General features: G+C 71.0%; 17 protein-coding genes. 7 read left to right on the plus strand and 10 right to left on the minus strand.

Annotated elements, in window-relative coordinates; translation table 11 throughout:
- Positions 1–136 precede the first annotated feature (136 nt).
- Positions 137–607, minus strand: coding sequence for a pyridoxamine 5'-phosphate oxidase family protein (locus tag ABZ463_RS39215; protein ID WP_352012448.1), 471 nt, complete (start codon positions 605–607; stop codon positions 137–139).
- Entirely contained in the window at positions 604–1,938 is a 1,335-nt protein-coding gene (locus tag ABZ463_RS39220) for an MFS transporter (protein WP_352012447.1), read from the minus strand. The genes ABZ463_RS39215 and ABZ463_RS39220 overlap by 4 nt, the downstream gene beginning before the upstream one ends.
- Before the next feature lie 97 nt (positions 1,939–2,035).
- Here ABZ463_RS39220 and ABZ463_RS39225 point away from each other — a divergent pair, with 97 nt between their 5' ends.
- Entirely contained in the window at positions 2,036–2,467 is a 432-nt protein-coding gene (locus tag ABZ463_RS39225) for a helix-turn-helix domain-containing protein (RefSeq protein ID WP_362784760.1), read from the plus strand.
- A 149-nt stretch (positions 2,468–2,616) separates the two neighbouring features.
- Here the strand turns inward: ABZ463_RS39225 and ABZ463_RS39230 are convergent, their stop codons facing one another.
- From ABZ463_RS39230 to ABZ463_RS39255, 6 genes are all read right to left on the minus strand, one after another.
- Positions 2,617–2,928, minus strand: coding sequence for a hypothetical protein (locus ABZ463_RS39230; protein ID WP_362784763.1), 312 nt, complete (start codon positions 2,926–2,928; stop codon positions 2,617–2,619).
- 188 nt (positions 2,929–3,116) lie between these two features.
- Entirely contained in the window at positions 3,117–3,953 is an 837-nt protein-coding gene (locus ABZ463_RS39235) for an NAD(P)H-binding protein (RefSeq protein ID WP_362784766.1), read from the minus strand.
- The gene (locus ABZ463_RS39240) at positions 3,950–4,852 is read right to left on the minus strand and encodes an NAD(P)H-binding protein (RefSeq protein WP_362784769.1); all 903 of its coding nucleotides are present in this window, start codon (positions 4,850–4,852) and stop codon (positions 3,950–3,952) included. Before ABZ463_RS39240 ends, ABZ463_RS39235 begins: the two co-directional genes overlap by 4 nt.
- A gap of 234 nt (positions 4,853–5,086) precedes the next feature.
- Positions 5,087–5,728 carry a response regulator transcription factor gene (locus ABZ463_RS39245; RefSeq protein ID WP_352012442.1) on the minus strand — a complete coding sequence of 214 codons (642 nt, stop codon included), beginning with the start codon at positions 5,726–5,728 and terminating at the stop codon, positions 5,087–5,089.
- Positions 5,725–6,837, minus strand: coding sequence for a histidine kinase (locus ABZ463_RS39250; RefSeq protein ID WP_362784772.1), 1,113 nt, complete (start codon positions 6,835–6,837; stop codon positions 5,725–5,727). The genes ABZ463_RS39245 and ABZ463_RS39250 overlap by 4 nt, the downstream gene beginning before the upstream one ends.
- Positions 6,837–7,631: a hypothetical protein gene (locus tag ABZ463_RS39255; protein WP_362784775.1), complete on the minus strand. Its 795-nt coding sequence runs from the start codon at positions 7,629–7,631 to the stop codon at positions 6,837–6,839. Before ABZ463_RS39255 ends, ABZ463_RS39250 begins: the two co-directional genes overlap by 1 nt.
- Before the next feature lie 263 nt (positions 7,632–7,894).
- On the opposite strand from ABZ463_RS39255, the gene ABZ463_RS39260 reads away from it, so the two are divergent.
- On the plus strand, positions 7,895–9,070 hold the full coding sequence (locus ABZ463_RS39260; protein WP_362784778.1) for an MFS transporter: 1,176 nt from the start codon (positions 7,895–7,897) through the stop codon (positions 9,068–9,070).
- Here ABZ463_RS39260 and ABZ463_RS39265 read toward each other — a convergent pair.
- Positions 9,050–9,691, minus strand: coding sequence for a helix-turn-helix domain-containing protein (locus ABZ463_RS39265; protein ID WP_352012438.1), 642 nt, complete (start codon positions 9,689–9,691; stop codon positions 9,050–9,052). The genes ABZ463_RS39260 and ABZ463_RS39265 overlap by 21 nt on opposite strands.
- A gap of 125 nt (positions 9,692–9,816) precedes the next feature.
- Between ABZ463_RS39265 and ABZ463_RS39270 the strand changes: the two genes are divergently transcribed.
- Complete coding sequence (locus tag ABZ463_RS39270; RefSeq protein WP_362784781.1) at positions 9,817–11,076, plus strand: MFS transporter; 1,260 nt, start codon at positions 9,817–9,819, stop codon at positions 11,074–11,076.
- Here the strand turns inward: ABZ463_RS39270 and ABZ463_RS39275 are convergent.
- Positions 11,073–12,011, minus strand: a complete 939-nt coding sequence (locus ABZ463_RS39275; protein ID WP_352012436.1) for a LuxR C-terminal-related transcriptional regulator — start codon at positions 12,009–12,011, stop codon at positions 11,073–11,075. The two genes, ABZ463_RS39270 and ABZ463_RS39275, sit on opposite strands and share 4 nt — an antisense overlap.
- Before the next feature lie 213 nt (positions 12,012–12,224).
- Here ABZ463_RS39275 and ABZ463_RS39280 point away from each other — a divergent pair, with 213 nt between their 5' ends.
- The 4 genes from ABZ463_RS39280 (at position 12,225) to ABZ463_RS39295 (ending at position 14,296) form a co-directional block, all read left to right on the plus strand.
- The gene (locus tag ABZ463_RS39280; protein ID WP_352012435.1) at positions 12,225–12,557 is read left to right on the plus strand and encodes a hypothetical protein; all 333 of its coding nucleotides are present in this window, start codon (positions 12,225–12,227) and stop codon (positions 12,555–12,557) included.
- A gap of 177 nt (positions 12,558–12,734) precedes the next feature.
- Positions 12,735–12,893, plus strand: a complete 159-nt coding sequence (locus ABZ463_RS39285; RefSeq protein ID WP_352012434.1) for a hypothetical protein — start codon at positions 12,735–12,737, stop codon at positions 12,891–12,893.
- A 346-nt stretch (positions 12,894–13,239) separates the two neighbouring features.
- Positions 13,240–14,046 carry an alpha/beta fold hydrolase gene (locus ABZ463_RS39290; protein WP_362784786.1) on the plus strand — a complete coding sequence of 269 codons (807 nt, stop codon included), beginning with the start codon at positions 13,240–13,242 and terminating at the stop codon, positions 14,044–14,046.
- Between the two features lie 34 nt (positions 14,047–14,080).
- Entirely contained in the window at positions 14,081–14,296 is a 216-nt protein-coding gene (locus ABZ463_RS39295; protein ID WP_362784788.1) for an MbtH family protein, read from the plus strand.
- Positions 14,297–14,306 lie beyond the last annotated feature (10 nt).

Genomic DNA, 14,306 nt, shown 5'->3' on the forward strand with positions numbered 1-14,306 from the left:
CCCCGCCCGCGGGGCGCCCGGCCCCCCCCCGCCACGCGGGCCGCCCCGCCGCGGCCCGGCCGCCCCCCGCCCCCACGCCTTCGGCGGCGGCCCCCCCCCCCCCCCCCCCCCCCCCCCCCCACCCCTGTAGCCCGCGTCATACCGGAGGCGTCCAGATGCGGCTGCGCAGATCCGTGCCGCGGATCACCTGGATGCGCCAGGGCTCGAGGCGCAGGACGTGCAGCCTGGGGTCGGCGGGTGACTTCCAGAAGGCCCCGAGGTCGTATCCGGCCCCGCGCGGGCTGGTCGCCCGGTAGAGGTCCCAGACGTGGCGCTTGGTCTCCAGGTCGTCGTCCCAGGTGGCCGTGGCCTCGATGGCGACCGAGCTGTTGCCGGGCTTCCAGTAGGAGAAGGAGGTGTGCGGGTTGCCCGCCAGGTGGGCCGCCTTGACCGGGGTCTTGTAGGTGGCCAGCCACCCGCGCGGCTTGCCGTCCACGTTCTCCCAGATGGGAATGAGGATGCGCGTGCGGGGGCGGTTCCCGGAGTCGACGGTGACCATCGTGGCGTACCGGATGGCACCGATGTAGGCGTTGAACTCGCTCTCGATCTCGGCGAAGGACGTGGTCATCGGAGGGACTCCTTCCGCAGGCCGTACGCGCTGAAGGCGGCGGCGAGAACGGCGGCGACGATGGGGACGGACAGGGCGGCGCGGTAGGCGCCGAGCGGATCACCTTCGCCGGCGGCGACGATGACGGCGGTGCTGGCGGCGAGCCCGAGGGCCGCGCCGAACTGGAAGGACGTGTACAGCAGGCCGCCGGCCAGCCCCTGCTCGCTCTCGTCGACACCCTCGGTGGCGACGATGGTCAGCGGCCCGTAGGCCAGGGCGAAGGACAGGCCGAGGATGAGCATGGTGGGGAACATCGCCAGGTAGACGGTGTCCGTCCCGATCGGCAGGAACAACACGTAGGACAGGACGGCCAGCAGCAGCCCGCCCAGGATGACCTTGGCGTTGCCGAACCGGGTGACCAGCCGAGGGGTGAGGGTCGGGGCGAGGATGGCGTCCGCGCCGATGGCGAGCATGGCCAGGCTGGTCTGCATCGAGCTCCAGCCGCGCAGTTCCTGCAGGTAGAGCACGGCGATGAACTGGAAACCGAAGAAGGCGGCGGCGAACAGCAGGCCCGCAAGGTTGGCCCGGACCAGCGATCCGGAGCGCAGGATGCCGAGCCGCAGGAGCGGAGCCGGGGACTTCCGTTCGATCAGGACGAACAGCACCAGGAGGGCGAGTCCGGCCAGGAGGATGGCGGCGGTCAGACCGGCGCTCACGTGGGCGGCCCGCTCGATGCCCAGCACCAGCAGCATGATCGCGCCGGTGATGGTGACCGCGCCCGGCACGTCCACCCGCCGGTCCGTGGCCTGCTCCGCCGGGGTCGTGGGAATCAGCCGTACGGCCAGCACGAGGATGACCAGGGCGAGCACCGCGGGCACGAACAGCACCAGCCGCCAGTTCACCTCGGCCAGCAGGCCGCCGAGCACCAGCCCGAGCGAGAAGCCGCCCGCCGCCGTACCGGAGTAGACGAGCAGAGCCTGGTTGCGCTGGGGGCCCTCCTCGAAGCTGGTCGTGATGATCGACAGCCCGGCGGGGGTCATGACGGCGGCCGCGACGCCGGCCACGAACCGGGCCGCGATCAGCACCCCGCCGCTGTCGGCGACGCCTCCCAGGGCCGAGACGACCAGGAAGACCCCGAGCCAGGCCAGGAACATCCGGCGGCGGCCGAACAGGTCGGCCGCACGGCCGCCGACCAGCATGAACCCGCCGTAGCCCAGGACGTAGGCGCTGATGACCCACTGGAGTTCGCCGGTGGACAGGCCGAGTTCGGCCCGGATCGCCGGCAGCGCCACGTTGAGCATGGCGACGTTGATGCCCTCCAGGAAGATCGCTCCGCAAAGAACGAACAACATCCCCCAGGTCCGGGGGGATCTCACGATGGTAGACACAGTGACTTCTCCCGTGGTTCTCTTTAGTAACGAAGGAATCTTGCGTCACCGTGGGGGAACTATGGAAGACGGCACTTCAAAGGCACTGAGTTACTGCACGGGAACCGATGCCGACCAGGCAAGACAGTGGGACGTCCGGGCGGACTGCGACGTACGGAACATCCTCGACCGTGTCGCCGACAAGTGGTCGCTGCTGGTGATCGCCCTTCTTGACCGCCAGACGATGCGCTTCTCCGAGTTGCGCCGCACCGTTGACGGCGTGAGTCAGCGCATGCTCACCGTCACGCTGCGGAACCTGGAGAGGGACGGGCTGGTCAAGCGGACCGTCTATCCCGTGGTGCCGCCTCGGGTCGAGTACGAGCTGACCCCGCTCGGCATCTCTCTCCACGAGGTGATCAAAACGCTGGTGATCTGGACGGAGGACCACCAGCAGGAGATCTCCGACGCCCGCTCCGAATTCGACCAGAGGGAGCTTGAGCCCGCCGTCCCGTAGCCGCGCCCCCGCGCGTCTCAGCGGGCCTCAATACGAAACGGCCCCCGCGCCGACCGGAGTCGGAGCGGGGGCCGTGCGTCCGGCGGGTCGTCCCGCGCGGGCGAGGGGGTGCGCCTGGCCGCGCGGGACGAGCGACGCCTTGGAACGTCTTACGGAACACGCTGGCAGCCGAGGGCGACAACGCCGTCAGGCAGCTGCGCGCGGCCCCCGTCCCTGCACTGGAACTTCAGCCGCGGCTCCTGGCGGGCGACCACCAGGGACTCGCCCTGGAACTCGCCCTGGGCGACCGCGCCGTTGGAGGCGACGCAGTTGCCGTGGCCCAGCACGACACGGCCGGGCAGGGCGACGTCGCAGGTGTAGGTGGGGATGGCGTCGGCCTGGGCGGGGGCTGCGACGGCCAGGGCGCCGGCCGCCGAGACGGCGGCGAAGGTGATGGTGAGCAGGTGGCTGGAGAAACGCATGGGGGTGGTGTCCTTTCTGAGATAGGAGAGACAACCACCCGTTATGTTACCGACGGTAGTCGGATGACTATCTAGCGTTACAGCTGGGTTGATGTAACCTTCGCTCCCCACTTCGGGTGCCCTTTTCGTAAGCCCCGCGGCCCATGCCGAACCCGGGAAGGGGGCCCGGCCCCCTTCCCGGACGGGAACTACCTGAAGGCCGTCACGTGATCGGCGGCCCACTCCTCGAAGGTCCGGGCCGGGCGGCCCGTGAGACGCGGGACGAGCGTCGCCCACTCCTCGTTGAGCGGGGCGGGATCACGCGCCGACTCGGCCCATATCCCGAACAGCCAGTCCACCACGGTGGCCGGATAGCCGTGCCGAACCCACTGCTCCCGCGCCGTCACCGGGTCCTGCTCCTCGAAGCGCACCCGCTCGCCGAGAGCCCGCCCGATCGCCTCGGCCTGCTCGGCGACGGTGAGCGACCGCGGTCCGGCGAAGGTGTAGGTACGGCCCGCGTGACCCTCCCCGAGGAGGACCGCCGCGGCGACGGCGGCCACGTCCGCCTCGTGGATCGGCTGGGTCACCGCCCCGCCGTACGGACGGCGCACGACCCGCTCCGCGCGGATCGACGGCGCCCAGTCCAGCCAGTTGCGCGCGAACTCCCCCGGCCGGATGTGCGTCCACTCCAGACCGGACTCCTCGACGGCGCGCTCGACCACCTGGTAGCCGTCCGCGAACATCGCGTCGTCGGCCAGGGCACCCGACAGGTTCACGATCCGCCGCACCCCGGACTCGGCCGCCAGCGCGACGACCTCGGAGATCGCCTGTGGCACGGGAAACAGATAGAGCCGTTCCACGCCGGTCAGCGCCTCCCGCAGCGACTCGGGGCGCTCCAGGTCCCCCTCGAACACCTCGACCCCGCCGGGCAGGCCGGCGGCGGCGGAACGCCGGGTCAGGGCCCGTACGGCGTGGCCGGACCTCAGCAGCTCCGTGACGACGCACCGGCCCACCTCACCGGTCGCCCCGGTCACCAGGATCGTCATGCCGCCTCCCCCGTGAAGTCCGCCGCGTGGTCCCGGGCCCACCTGGCGAAGGTGCGCGGCGGACGGCCGGTTATCTCCTCGTACGTGCCGGTCGGCGCCAGCGCGCCGGTGCCCTCGACGGCGGCGGCCAGCAACTCGACCAGCCAGTCGGCCATCTCCGGTGGGCAGCCCTCCGCGAGCCACCGGACGCGGGCCTGTGACGGGGTCAGCTCCTCGAAGCGCACCCGCGCGCCGATGGCGGCGCCGATCGCCGACACCTGCTCGGTCTGGGTGACCTTGGCCGGGCCCGTGACGGTGTACGCCGCGCCGAGATGCTCGTCGGTCAGCAGCGCGGCCACCGCGACCTCGGCCACGTCGGCCTCGTGGACCAGCGGATACCCCGAGGCGGGGTACGGCTCGCGCACCGTCCGCTCGGCGCGGATCGAACCCGCCCAGCCGAGGGCGCGCGCGGCGAGCAGACCCGGGCGGACGTGGGTCCACTCCCTGCCGGTGGCCTCGACCGCCGTCTCAAGGCCGCGATGGGCCCGGCGTTCCTCCTCCAGGTGACGGCCCAGCGCGCTCGGATCGTCGGACGGGGCGAACCCGGCCGCGGCGGCCGAGTGCACCACGAACCTGCGCACCCCCGCCGCCACGGCCTCCTCCGTGAATCCGGGCCCGGCGGACCCCGGCTCCCGGTAGGCGTACGGGAACAGATAGACCCGTTCGACCGCCTTCAGCGCCCGCGGCCAGGTGTCCGGCCGGGTGAAGTCCCCGTGGACCAGTTCGACCCCTTCGGGAAGCCGCGTCCTGGCCGCCCGCGGGTCGCGGACCATGGCGCGTACCCGCTGGCCCGCGCCCACCAGCCCCCGCACCACATGGCGGCCGATGTTGCCGGTCGCCCCCGTCACTAAAATCGTCACGTTGCTCCTCTGAACTCCGGATGGGCAATGGGGGCCGCCGCGTCCGTTGCCGTGGTTTCGCGGCGGCGCCCCGGCCCCGGGATGGTAGGCCGGTTCCCGAGGAGCTCGCATATGGATCGTTCCAGGGCGTCACGGCGGAGCGCCGCCTGAGAACCGCGTGACCACCGGAAACGGTGCTCGACGGGCCCGTGAGGCGCCTCCGCCCGCCGGGTCGTCCCGCGCGGGAACGCGGGCTCAGGAACGGTTGTTCAGGCCGTGTTCGTACGCCCAGATGACGGCCTGGACCCGGTCGCGCAGCCCGAGCTTGCCCAGGATGCGGCCGACGTGGGTCTTGACGGTGCCCTCGGCGAGGAACAGCGATCCCGCTATCTCGGCGTTCGTCTCGCCCCAGGCGATGTGCCGCAACACCTCGCGTTCGCGTTCCGTCAGCGGGTCCGGCGTGACGTCCGGCAGGCGCCGCGCGACGTGGTCGAGCAGACGCCGCGTCGTGGACGGCGCGATCACCGCGTCCCCACGGTGGACGGTCCGCACCGCGGACAGCAACTCGTCGGCGGGGGCGTCCTTGAGCAGGAAACCCGACGCTCCGGCCCGCAGCGCCGCGAAGGCGTATTCGTCCAGGTCGAAGGTGGTCAGGACGATCACCCTCGGCCCTTCGTCCGTCATCGGCAGCCGCCTGATCGCCTCGACCCCGTCCATGCGCGGCATCCGCACGTCCATGAGCACCACGTCCGCCGTCACCGCGCGCAGCCCCGCCAGGGCCTCCGCCCCGTCGCGGGCCTGCCCCACCACGCGCATGTCCTCCTGCGCGTCGATCACCATCGCCGTACCGGTACGCACCAGATCCTGGTCGTCGACGACGTAGACCCGAATCGTCATGCCCGATACGGCAGGCGCGCCTCGACGACGAACCCGCCCGCCTCCCCCGTCCGGATCTCCAGGGTTCCGCCCACGGCGCCCACCCGCTCCCGCATTCCCGTCAACCCGTTCCCCGTCCCTGTCGCCCCCGCCGGGGGCTTGCCGTCGTCGCTGACGGTGAGGCGCAGGTCGTCCTGTGCCCACTCCAGCATGACCGTGCCGCGGGCACCGGGGCCCGCGTGCTTGAGCGTGTTGGTCAGCGCCTCCTGAACCGTCCGGTAGACGACGAGTTCCATGCCCGGTCCGAGAGGGCGGACCGTGCCCCGCACGATCTCGGTCACGGGAAGCCCCGCCCCCCTGGTGCGCTCCAGCAGTTCCGGCAGGTCGGCCAGTCCCGGTGACGGCCGCGCCCCGCCGGGTACGGCGCGCAGTACGCCGACGGCGGCCCGCATGTCCGTGAGCGCCATGCGCCCGGTGTCCTCGATCGTGGCCAGGATCTCCGCCGCGCGCGCGGGCGCGAACCGGCCGCCCCTGGCCTGGGCGACGATGACCGCCAGCGCGTGCGCGACCACGTCGTGCATCTCCCTGGCGATCCTGGCCCGTTCCGCCGCGGTCGCCCGCGCGGCGGCGTCACGGGCCCGCTCCCGCAGCAGGTCGACGTAGGCGAGCTGGGTCCGCCGGTACAGACCGAACCCCCACGCCGAGACCACCACCGCGGCCAGCAGCCCGAACAGCAGCCACGGGTTCGGCCCCAGGGCCGCGGCGGCCACGCTGGAGTCGGTCGCGAACCTGGCCGCCGCCACCCCGGCCCCCGCCAGGCCCACGGCCAGCGGAGGGCGGCGCCGGTCGTACGCGGCGCAGGAGTAGACCATGAACGGGAAGACCAACGCCGACGGCAGCACGAGGAACAGCCCGGTCACGGCGACCTGGACGGCGAAGGCGGCGGCGACCACGAGGAACGCCCAGTATGCCCGGCGGTACGCGACGGCCACGTGCGCCACCAGGCATGCCGCCACGAGCAGGCCCGCACGCGCTCCCGGCACCGAGAGCACCGCGACCACCACCGACAGCGAGAACAACGGCACCCCGGCGACGAAGGCCGACACCATGTCCGCGCGCCGTGGCGTCATCACACCGTCGCCCGCTGGTAGGCCAGCGTGGCCCCGCCGACCGCCAGCCCGAACAGCAGCCAGCTCCCGTACACCAGCCCGACCGTCACCACGGCCGCGGGATCGGCCAGCGGTACGGGCCCCCGCGTGAGGCCGAACAGCTGCGACAGCGTACCGAAAACGGACATGGTTCCCATGGTGGTCAACATAGCGGCGCCCGTCCAACCGCCCACCAGCACCAGCCTCCGCGGCAGCCACCGCCCCCACCGCTGGACCAGCGCCAGGGAACCGGCCGCCCCGACGACCAGCATGATCAGCTCGCCGTACGGCAGGCCCTCGTCGTACCCCGTGGGACGCAGCAGCGTGCCGCCGAACGACCAGTACAGCTTGGCCGTCGGATAGACGAACCCGACCGCGAAGGCGCTGTACCCGAGCCACGACCCGCCGGGCACCCGGATGTGACGCAGGACCAGCGCCCCCAGCAGCGCGCATCCCGCCAGGCTGAGCCCGCGCAGCGCCATCCCGGGCCAGTCGACCCGCGCGAACTCCCCCGCCGGGATGCCCGTGACGGCGAAGAACGCGCGGAACGCGTCAAGCACGATGCCGCCCGCCGACCACAGCAGCAGGACGGCGGGCAGCAACCCCGCGGCGTGCGGCCGCACCACGAACACCGCGCCCAGCACGGCGGCCGATACGGTCACCCAGTGGGGAGCGAAGCCCGTGGTGTAGGGAAGCGCCGGCAGCGGCACGAGGGCGAGCGCGGCGGTCAGCGCGAGGACGATCAGCGCCGAGATCTGCATTCGTTGGAGTCTCATGACGTCAACGATTCCGGCCGAGGCCCGCGGGCCGCGTCTCCGTCAGGTCCGGACGAGATCTGACCTGAGAGGTATTGACACGGCCCGCACCCGGCGGGTCAGTGCGTCCATGAGAGATCGGCCCGGTGCTCGGCCGCTCTCTCATGGAGACCCCGGCCACCGCGAAAAGGAATCGGTCAGGTCTGAAACATGCCGGTACCCGGTGCTTCGTCGCTGCTTGGCTGAGTGCCCGTACGCCACACGCACCTGTCCGAACGGGAACCATGTCCACCATCACGCTCGCCCGGCCCCGCTCGCCCCTCATCGGCTGGCTCGCGGTCGTCTCACTCATGCTGGGCATCTTCACCATCGTCACCAGCGAGATCCTGCCGATCGGCCTGCTGCCCGTCATCGGCGCCGACTTCGGCGTCTCCGACGGCACCACAGGGCTGACCATGACACTGCCCGGAGTCGTCGCCGCGGTCGCCGCGCCCACCGTCACACTGACCACCGCGCGCCTGGACCGCCGCGTGATGCTGTGCGTCCTCATGGCGGTGCTCGCCATGGCCGACGTGCTGGCCGCGGTGGCGACCTCCTACTGGGTCATGCTGATCTCCAGGGCGCTCGTCGGTCTCACCATCGGCGGCTTCTGGTCGATCGGAGCGGGGCTGGCCGGTCGCCTGGTGCCCCCGCCCGCCGTCGGCACCGCCACCGCTGTGATCTTCTCCTCCGTACCGCTGGGCTCCGTGCTCGGAGTACCGGCCGGTACCCTCATCGGCGACCTCGCCGGTTGGCGGACCGCCTTCCTGGTCCTGGCCGCGCTGGCCGTCCTGGTTCTGGCCGCCCTGCTGACGCTGCTACCGCCACTGCCCGCCCAGCAGGCCACCAGCCCTCGTGTCCTGCTCGACCTGTTGCGCGCCCGGGGTACCGCCGTCGCCCTGTCGGCGACCTTCCTCGTCGTCCTGGCCCACTTCGGCACCTACACCTACGTCACGCCCTTCCTCCAGGACGTCACCGGCCTGGCTCCCGCGGCCGTCGGCGCCGTCCTGCTGGCGTACGGCGTCGCGGGAGTCGCAGGCAACTTCCTGGCGGGCAGGGCCGTCGTCGCACACCCGCGAGCCACCTTCGCGGTCTGCGGTTGCCTGATCGCGGCCACCACCCTGGTGCTGCCCTCGGTCGGAGGAACAGCCGTCGGGGCCGTGGCGTCGCTCGTGCTCTGGGGCCTGGCGTACGGAGGTGTGCCCGTCTGCTCGCAGGCGTCGTTCATCGCCGCGAGCCCTCACACGCCCGAGGCCGCCACGGTCGTCTTCACCTCCTCCTTCCAGGCGACCTTCGCCCTCGGCGCCTTCCTCGGTGGCCGTGTCGTCGACGCCTTCTCGGTCTCCACCGTGATGATCTGCGGCGGGCTGGTCGCCCTGCTCATGGCGGTGTCCCTGTGGTCACTCGCCAGGCCCCGCTGAGGGCGCGCGTTCCTCCAGGGTCGGGTAGAGGAGGGCGTTCATGACGACGGGAAGGGCGCCGGGGCTCTCGTCGCTGTAGGCCTCCCTCTCGATCAGTTCGGTGATCGCGGTGCGCACCCGCACGTACCGCTCCGGCGTCATGTTCACCCGGACGCTGCTGATCTGGAGGCTGAGGTCGGGGCCGTAGGCGGGCGGGTCGAGCGGGACCCGGCCCGCGCGCAGGTCGGCGCGCAGCCGGTCACGTGCCGATTCGAGGAGTGCCAGCGTGGTGTCGCTGAAGTCCTCCGAGTCCTGGGCCAGGTTGAACACGTCGTTCTCGATGGTGAGCCTGCGATACGTCGGCCGGTAGCGCTTCTCGATGATCCCGGAGACCACCCTGGTCTGCGCCACGTAGATCAGGTTGGCCTCTTCGAGCTGTTTGATGTGCCGGTACAGCTTCGTCTGGTTCTCGCCGAGCCGTTCGGCCAGCTCCTTGACCGTGAGGGGGTCGGCCTGCTCTCCGCTGGGGAAGGCGGCCAGGATCGACAGGCGCAGGGGGTCCGCGACCATGCGGAGGGTCTCCAGGTCGGTGATCCTGCGGACGTCGACGACCGCGCTCTCGGACAGGCTGGCTTCCATCATCTCGGGCTCCATCGCCGGTCAGCTTCACTGGTTGCGTTACAGTAGCGCATCCGTCAACATTCACGTTAGCATGAATGAGTGTGATGATGTGAATGATCACGGCGTCGAGAACGAGAGTGAAGACGATGACGGTGACAGAAACGCCCCAGGCGCAGGCAGACTCCGCTGACCTGCCGTTACGCAGGAACCGGCGCTTCCAGGCCCTGTGGGTCGGCGGCGCGGGCGCGGCGATGTCGGTGAACATGGCCCTGGTCGCCATCCCCGTGCTGGTGCTCGCGGTGACCCGGTCGGCGATGGTCGCCGGACTGTACGGCCTGGTCACCGGGGTGGCCGCCTTCGCGGCGGGCGTCCCCGCCGGGGCGATGCTCGACCGCTACGACCGCAGGACCCTGCTCATCGTCTCCGAACTCGTGCGGGCGCTGGCGTTCGCCACGCTCCTGCTCGCCCTGGCCTACGACACGTTCGGCGTCGTTCACCTCCTCGCCGTCGCGGCGGTCACCGGAGCCACGCAGCCGCTGTCCAGCGGGGCCCGCATGCTGGCCACCCGAAGCGTCGTCCCGCCCGCCCAGCTGACCAGCGCGCTGACCCAGGAGGAGGTCAGGTCGCACAGTGCCTCGATCATCGGCCCGGCGCTCGGCGGCATGCTCTACGCCGCATCCCGCACCCTGCCCGTCATCGGCATCGCGGTCGGGTACCTCCTGTCCGCGCTCTGCGCGCTGGCCGTACCCCGGGACAGGGAGGCCAGCAGGGAGCGGCGCGCGCGGTCCGGCGGAGGCATGCTGGACGGGCTCGCGCTGCTGCTGCGCGTCCCGGTGCTGCGCGCCTCGATCATCGCGCTGAGCGTGCTCAACCTCGGCGGCTCCGCGCTCGACCTGCTGGTGGTCGTCCTGATCAAGACCAACGGAGGCTCGGAGGCGGAGGTCGGGTTCGCCTTCACGATCGTGTCGATCGGCGGGCTGGCCGGAGCCGGTCTGATCGGAGTTCTGCACAGCAGGCTGAGCCCCGGCGCGCTGCTGATCGGGCTCTACGCCTGGGGCGGCGCCCTCACCGCGGCACTGGCCGTGCCGCTCGGCTTCTGGTGGTACGGCGTGGTGCTGGCGCTGGCGGTCCTGCCGCTGCCCGCGACCATGGTGCTGGTCGACATTCTGATCTTCCGCCAGGTCGAGGACGCCCTGCGCGGGCGGACCATCACCGCGACCATCACCATGCTCACGGTCGGCGCGGCCCTCGGCCCGTTCGTCGCCGGGCTCCTGCTGCAGTACGCCGGGCCCGTTCCCGCGGTGCTCACCGTCAGCGGCGTCTTCCTGGCCGCCGGGGTCTACGCCCTGAGCAAGCGTGTCATCCGCACCGCCCGGTGGCCGCAACCACAGGACTCGGGGGCCTAATGCTCAAGCCAGCCCTGGCGCACCGCCCGCACGCCGGCCTCGAACCGGCTGCGGGCTCCGAGCCTTTCGATGAGCGTGGCGGCCAGCCGCCGGGAGGTCCTGGGCGAGACGCCCAGCCGTTTGGCGATGGCCTCGTCGGTGTGACCCTCGGCCAGCAGGGCCAGCGCGCTCTGCTCCTGCGGCGACAGGCCGTGCGCGTTGATCGGGACGGCGCTGGACAGCGGCCTGGCGTTGGCCCAGACGCTCTCGAACAGCGCGCACAGGGCGGTCACGGTGCCCTCACCGGTCAGGACGACCGCCCCGGCGGCGGTGTTGTCGCTGGAGACGGCGATGACGACGGTGTCACGGTCCAGGATGATCATCCGGTTGGGGAGCGTCGCCACGGTCCGCACCTCGGCGCCGCGCTGGACGATCCAGTTGGCGTAGTCGACGGTCGGCTGGTTGTTGCGCAGACTGTCGAGGTAGACGACGCGCAGCCGTACTCCCCGCTCCAGCACCGCCGCGTCCTGCGGGCGGGCGCTCTCCAGGTTCTCCGGTGTCTGGGCGCCGTCCGGCGCGAAGGTCATGATCTCCCTGCTCACCGCACGGCAGAGCACCGCGATCCGGTCGCGGATGTTGTCGATGCCGACGATCTGCTCGACCCCGGCGCCCCCGGTCTCGGATCTGAGGCTGGCGTGGTCGGCGATGAGCCGGGCGGCGGCGGCGCGGGACTCCTCAAGGCGCTGTTGCTGCGCGATCAGACCGGCCTGCTGCCTGCTGAGCAGAATCTGCATTCCGATGTCGGGCGAGACCGCGTGCAGATGTCCGTTCTGCTGCTGCGAGGGGCGGATCAGAGCGAGTTCGCTCAGCTCATCCAGTGCGGACCTTATGTCGCCCGCTTCGCAGGAGAGTCGTTCGGCGAGTTCGCTGACGCCCTCGTTCGGCCGGGTCAGCATCGCACGATAGACAGACTCAGCGACCTTAGTCAACCCCAGGGAAGTGAGCACCTGCATTTCCTTTTGGATCGAACATCGCCGTTGACCGGAATCGTCGCAGAGCCCCAACCGGGATAGCAAGGTTCATTTCGCCAAAAACTTTAATTTTTTATGACATACCTCCCCACTGCCGGTCAGTGGCAATCGCAATTCGCCACGAGAAAGCGAGCGCCGATGTACCTCGTGCACGTGCAGGTCAGGTCGTCGGCCGGAAGCGGCCTGCCGGCGGACGTGGCGGGCCGGGTCCTGGCCACGGCCGTCCCCGACGAGCGCATCGAGCACGTCGCCGTGCACCCGCACGCCAGGCCGTACCCGGTGCTCGGGGTCGTCCTCGGCGCCGACGGGCTTGAGCAGGCGGAGGAGCGGGCCGCCGCCGTGGTGCGCCGCGCCCTGGCCGCCCACGACGAACTGCGGGAGTGGGAGCAGGTCACGGCGCAGGTGCCCCTCGTCGGGCCCTTCTACGAGCTGCTCGTCGAGCGGGAAACCCCCGGAGAGTTCTCCGGATGAACCGGTGAACGGTTCCGGCCACGGCATAGACAGGCCAGCTCGATCCCCTTCCGAGCAGGGGAAACGGTGATGAAGATAAGTCTCACACCCCGGGATGAGCAACCTGGAAGGCGGCCTGACGAGGCGCCGACCGCCCAGCCGGAGCCACACGGCTCTGATCCGATAAGGACTCTCGTCATGTTCGACAGCCTGCGCACCCTCCCCTCCCGCGTCGTCACCCTCCTGGCCGTCTCCGCCCTCGCCGTCCTGGCCGCTTTCGCCGCCGGAGCCGTGGACACCGCCGCACCCGGCGTCTCCGCCGCCGTGGTCGCCCAGAGCGGAACCGGCTGGCAGTGACCCGGCGGTAGTCCAGCGGCGGCCCGTGTGGCCTGTTCGGGCCACGCACATGGAGCCCGGCCGTGGGACCCGGTCCCGGAACCCGGCTCGCCATTTGTTTGACTCCCCCGCCTCGGCACGGACTTTATGACGGCGGATCACCGCCCCTTCTTACTCCGGCCGGCCGTTATTGCAGGTCACCGAAGTCGCCCATTGACAGCGGGCGCCGGTGAACCCCTTTCCTCAGACGAACATTCTGCTGCCGTGTGCGTGGAAAAAACCCTCTCGCGGACGCCCGTCACGGGTTTCCCCGCCTCTCCCGAGAACCCTCATGAAAAGCCACCGTCCAGCGACGAAAGGACGCGACATGCCGCCGACGAACCCGGTCGCGACCTCGGAGCGTCAGTTCCACGCGATAAATCCGTGCCCCAGACCGAACCTCCGGCTGGTCTGCTTCCCGCACTCCGGCGGCTCCGCCGGGTATTTCCGCACCTGGAAATCGGCGGTGCCGGAAGGCGTCGAACTCCTCGCGGTCCGCTACCCCGGACGGGAGGAACGACTCTGCGACCCGTTCGCCGAGGACATGCGTGAACTGGCCGACTCCATCGCCCACGCCTGCGCGCGGTTCGACGACGCGCCCCTGGCCTTCTTCGGCCACAGCCTGGGATCGCTGGTCGCCTACGAGGTGGCCGTACGACTGTCGGCGCGGTACGGCATCACACTCAGAACGCTCTTCGCCTCCAGCTGCGCGGCGCCCTGGCTGGCGCCCAGGCTCGGGCTCGGGGACGCCGACGACGAGGCCCTGATCGAACGGGTCGGACGGCTCGGCGGGACCGACATGAGCGTCTTCGACAACCTGGAACTACGTGAACTGATCATGCCGGCGATCCGGGCCGACTACCGCCTGCTGGACCGTTACACCGAACCGGCCACGACCGCGCTGGACTGTCCCGTCCACGTCTACCACGGCACGGACGACCCGGGCGTCGGGGCGGAAACGGTCGCCGCGTGGTCCAGGGCGACCGCCCGCGCCTTCTCCACACGGGCCTTCCCCGGCGGCCACTTCTACCTCGCGGAACACCTTCCCGAGCTGGCCCGCGACCTCTTCGCCCGCCTGGAGACCCCGCCGGCCGGCCGCCCCTCCCGCTCCAACCTCCTGTTCGTCCTCGGGTGAAAGACCCAGAACCGCTGAGAAAGGAAACACCGTCATGGCCAACCCCTTCGAGGACCCGGACGCCCTTTACCTCGTGCTCGTCAACGACGAGGGCCAGCACTCGCTCTGGCCGACCTTCAGCCCGGTCCCGGCCGGATGGGAGGTGGTGTTCGGGGAGGCCGCCCGTCAGGAGTGCCTCGACCACATCGAGCGGTCGTGGACCGACATGCGGCCGAAGAGCCTGATCGCCGCCATGGAAGACAACAGCTGACGACGACGCG

Origin of the sequence: Streptosporangium sp. NPDC020145 (assembly GCF_040631275.1) — a bacterium.
Classification (GTDB): Bacteria; Actinomycetota; Actinomycetes; order Streptosporangiales; family Streptosporangiaceae; genus Streptosporangium.

Excerpts from the sequence above, each read along its gene's own strand:
- ABZ463_RS39270 (WP_362784781.1), top strand. The coding sequence starts at position 9,817 with ATGACGGTGACAGAAACGCCCCAGGCGCAGGCAGACTCCGCTGACCTG.
- ABZ463_RS39255 (WP_362784775.1), bottom strand. The coding sequence starts at position 7,631 with ATGAGACTCCAACGAATGCAGATCTCGGCGCTGATCGTCCTCGCGCTG.
- ABZ463_RS39215 (WP_352012448.1), bottom strand. The coding sequence starts at position 607 with ATGACCACGTCCTTCGCCGAGATCGAGAGCGAGTTCAACGCCTACATC.
- ABZ463_RS39235 (WP_362784766.1), bottom strand. The coding sequence starts at position 3,953 with ATGACGATCCTGGTGACCGGGGCGACCGGTGAGGTGGGCCGGTGCGTC.
- ABZ463_RS39260 (WP_362784778.1), top strand. The coding sequence starts at position 7,895 with ATGTCCACCATCACGCTCGCCCGGCCCCGCTCGCCCCTCATCGGCTGG.
- ABZ463_RS39275 (WP_352012436.1), bottom strand. The coding sequence starts at position 12,011 with ATGCTGACCCGGCCGAACGAGGGCGTCAGCGAACTCGCCGAACGACTC.
- ABZ463_RS39220 (WP_352012447.1), bottom strand. The coding sequence starts at position 1,938 with ATGTTGTTCGTTCTTTGCGGAGCGATCTTCCTGGAGGGCATCAACGTC.
- ABZ463_RS39245 (WP_352012442.1), bottom strand. The coding sequence starts at position 5,728 with ATGACGATTCGGGTCTACGTCGTCGACGACCAGGATCTGGTGCGTACC.
- ABZ463_RS39250 (WP_362784772.1), bottom strand. The coding sequence starts at position 6,837 with ATGACGCCACGGCGCGCGGACATGGTGTCGGCCTTCGTCGCCGGGGTG.
- ABZ463_RS39225 (WP_362784760.1), top strand. The coding sequence starts at position 2,036 with ATGGAAGACGGCACTTCAAAGGCACTGAGTTACTGCACGGGAACCGAT.
- ABZ463_RS39290 (WP_362784786.1), top strand. The coding sequence starts at position 13,240 with ATGCCGCCGACGAACCCGGTCGCGACCTCGGAGCGTCAGTTCCACGCG.
- ABZ463_RS39285 (WP_352012434.1), top strand. The coding sequence starts at position 12,735 with ATGTTCGACAGCCTGCGCACCCTCCCCTCCCGCGTCGTCACCCTCCTG.
- ABZ463_RS39295 (WP_362784788.1), top strand. The coding sequence starts at position 14,081 with ATGGCCAACCCCTTCGAGGACCCGGACGCCCTTTACCTCGTGCTCGTC.
- ABZ463_RS39265 (WP_352012438.1), bottom strand. The coding sequence starts at position 9,691 with ATGATGGAAGCCAGCCTGTCCGAGAGCGCGGTCGTCGACGTCCGCAGG.
- ABZ463_RS39230 (WP_362784763.1), bottom strand. The coding sequence starts at position 2,928 with ATGCGTTTCTCCAGCCACCTGCTCACCATCACCTTCGCCGCCGTCTCG.
- ABZ463_RS39280 (WP_352012435.1), top strand. The coding sequence starts at position 12,225 with ATGTACCTCGTGCACGTGCAGGTCAGGTCGTCGGCCGGAAGCGGCCTG.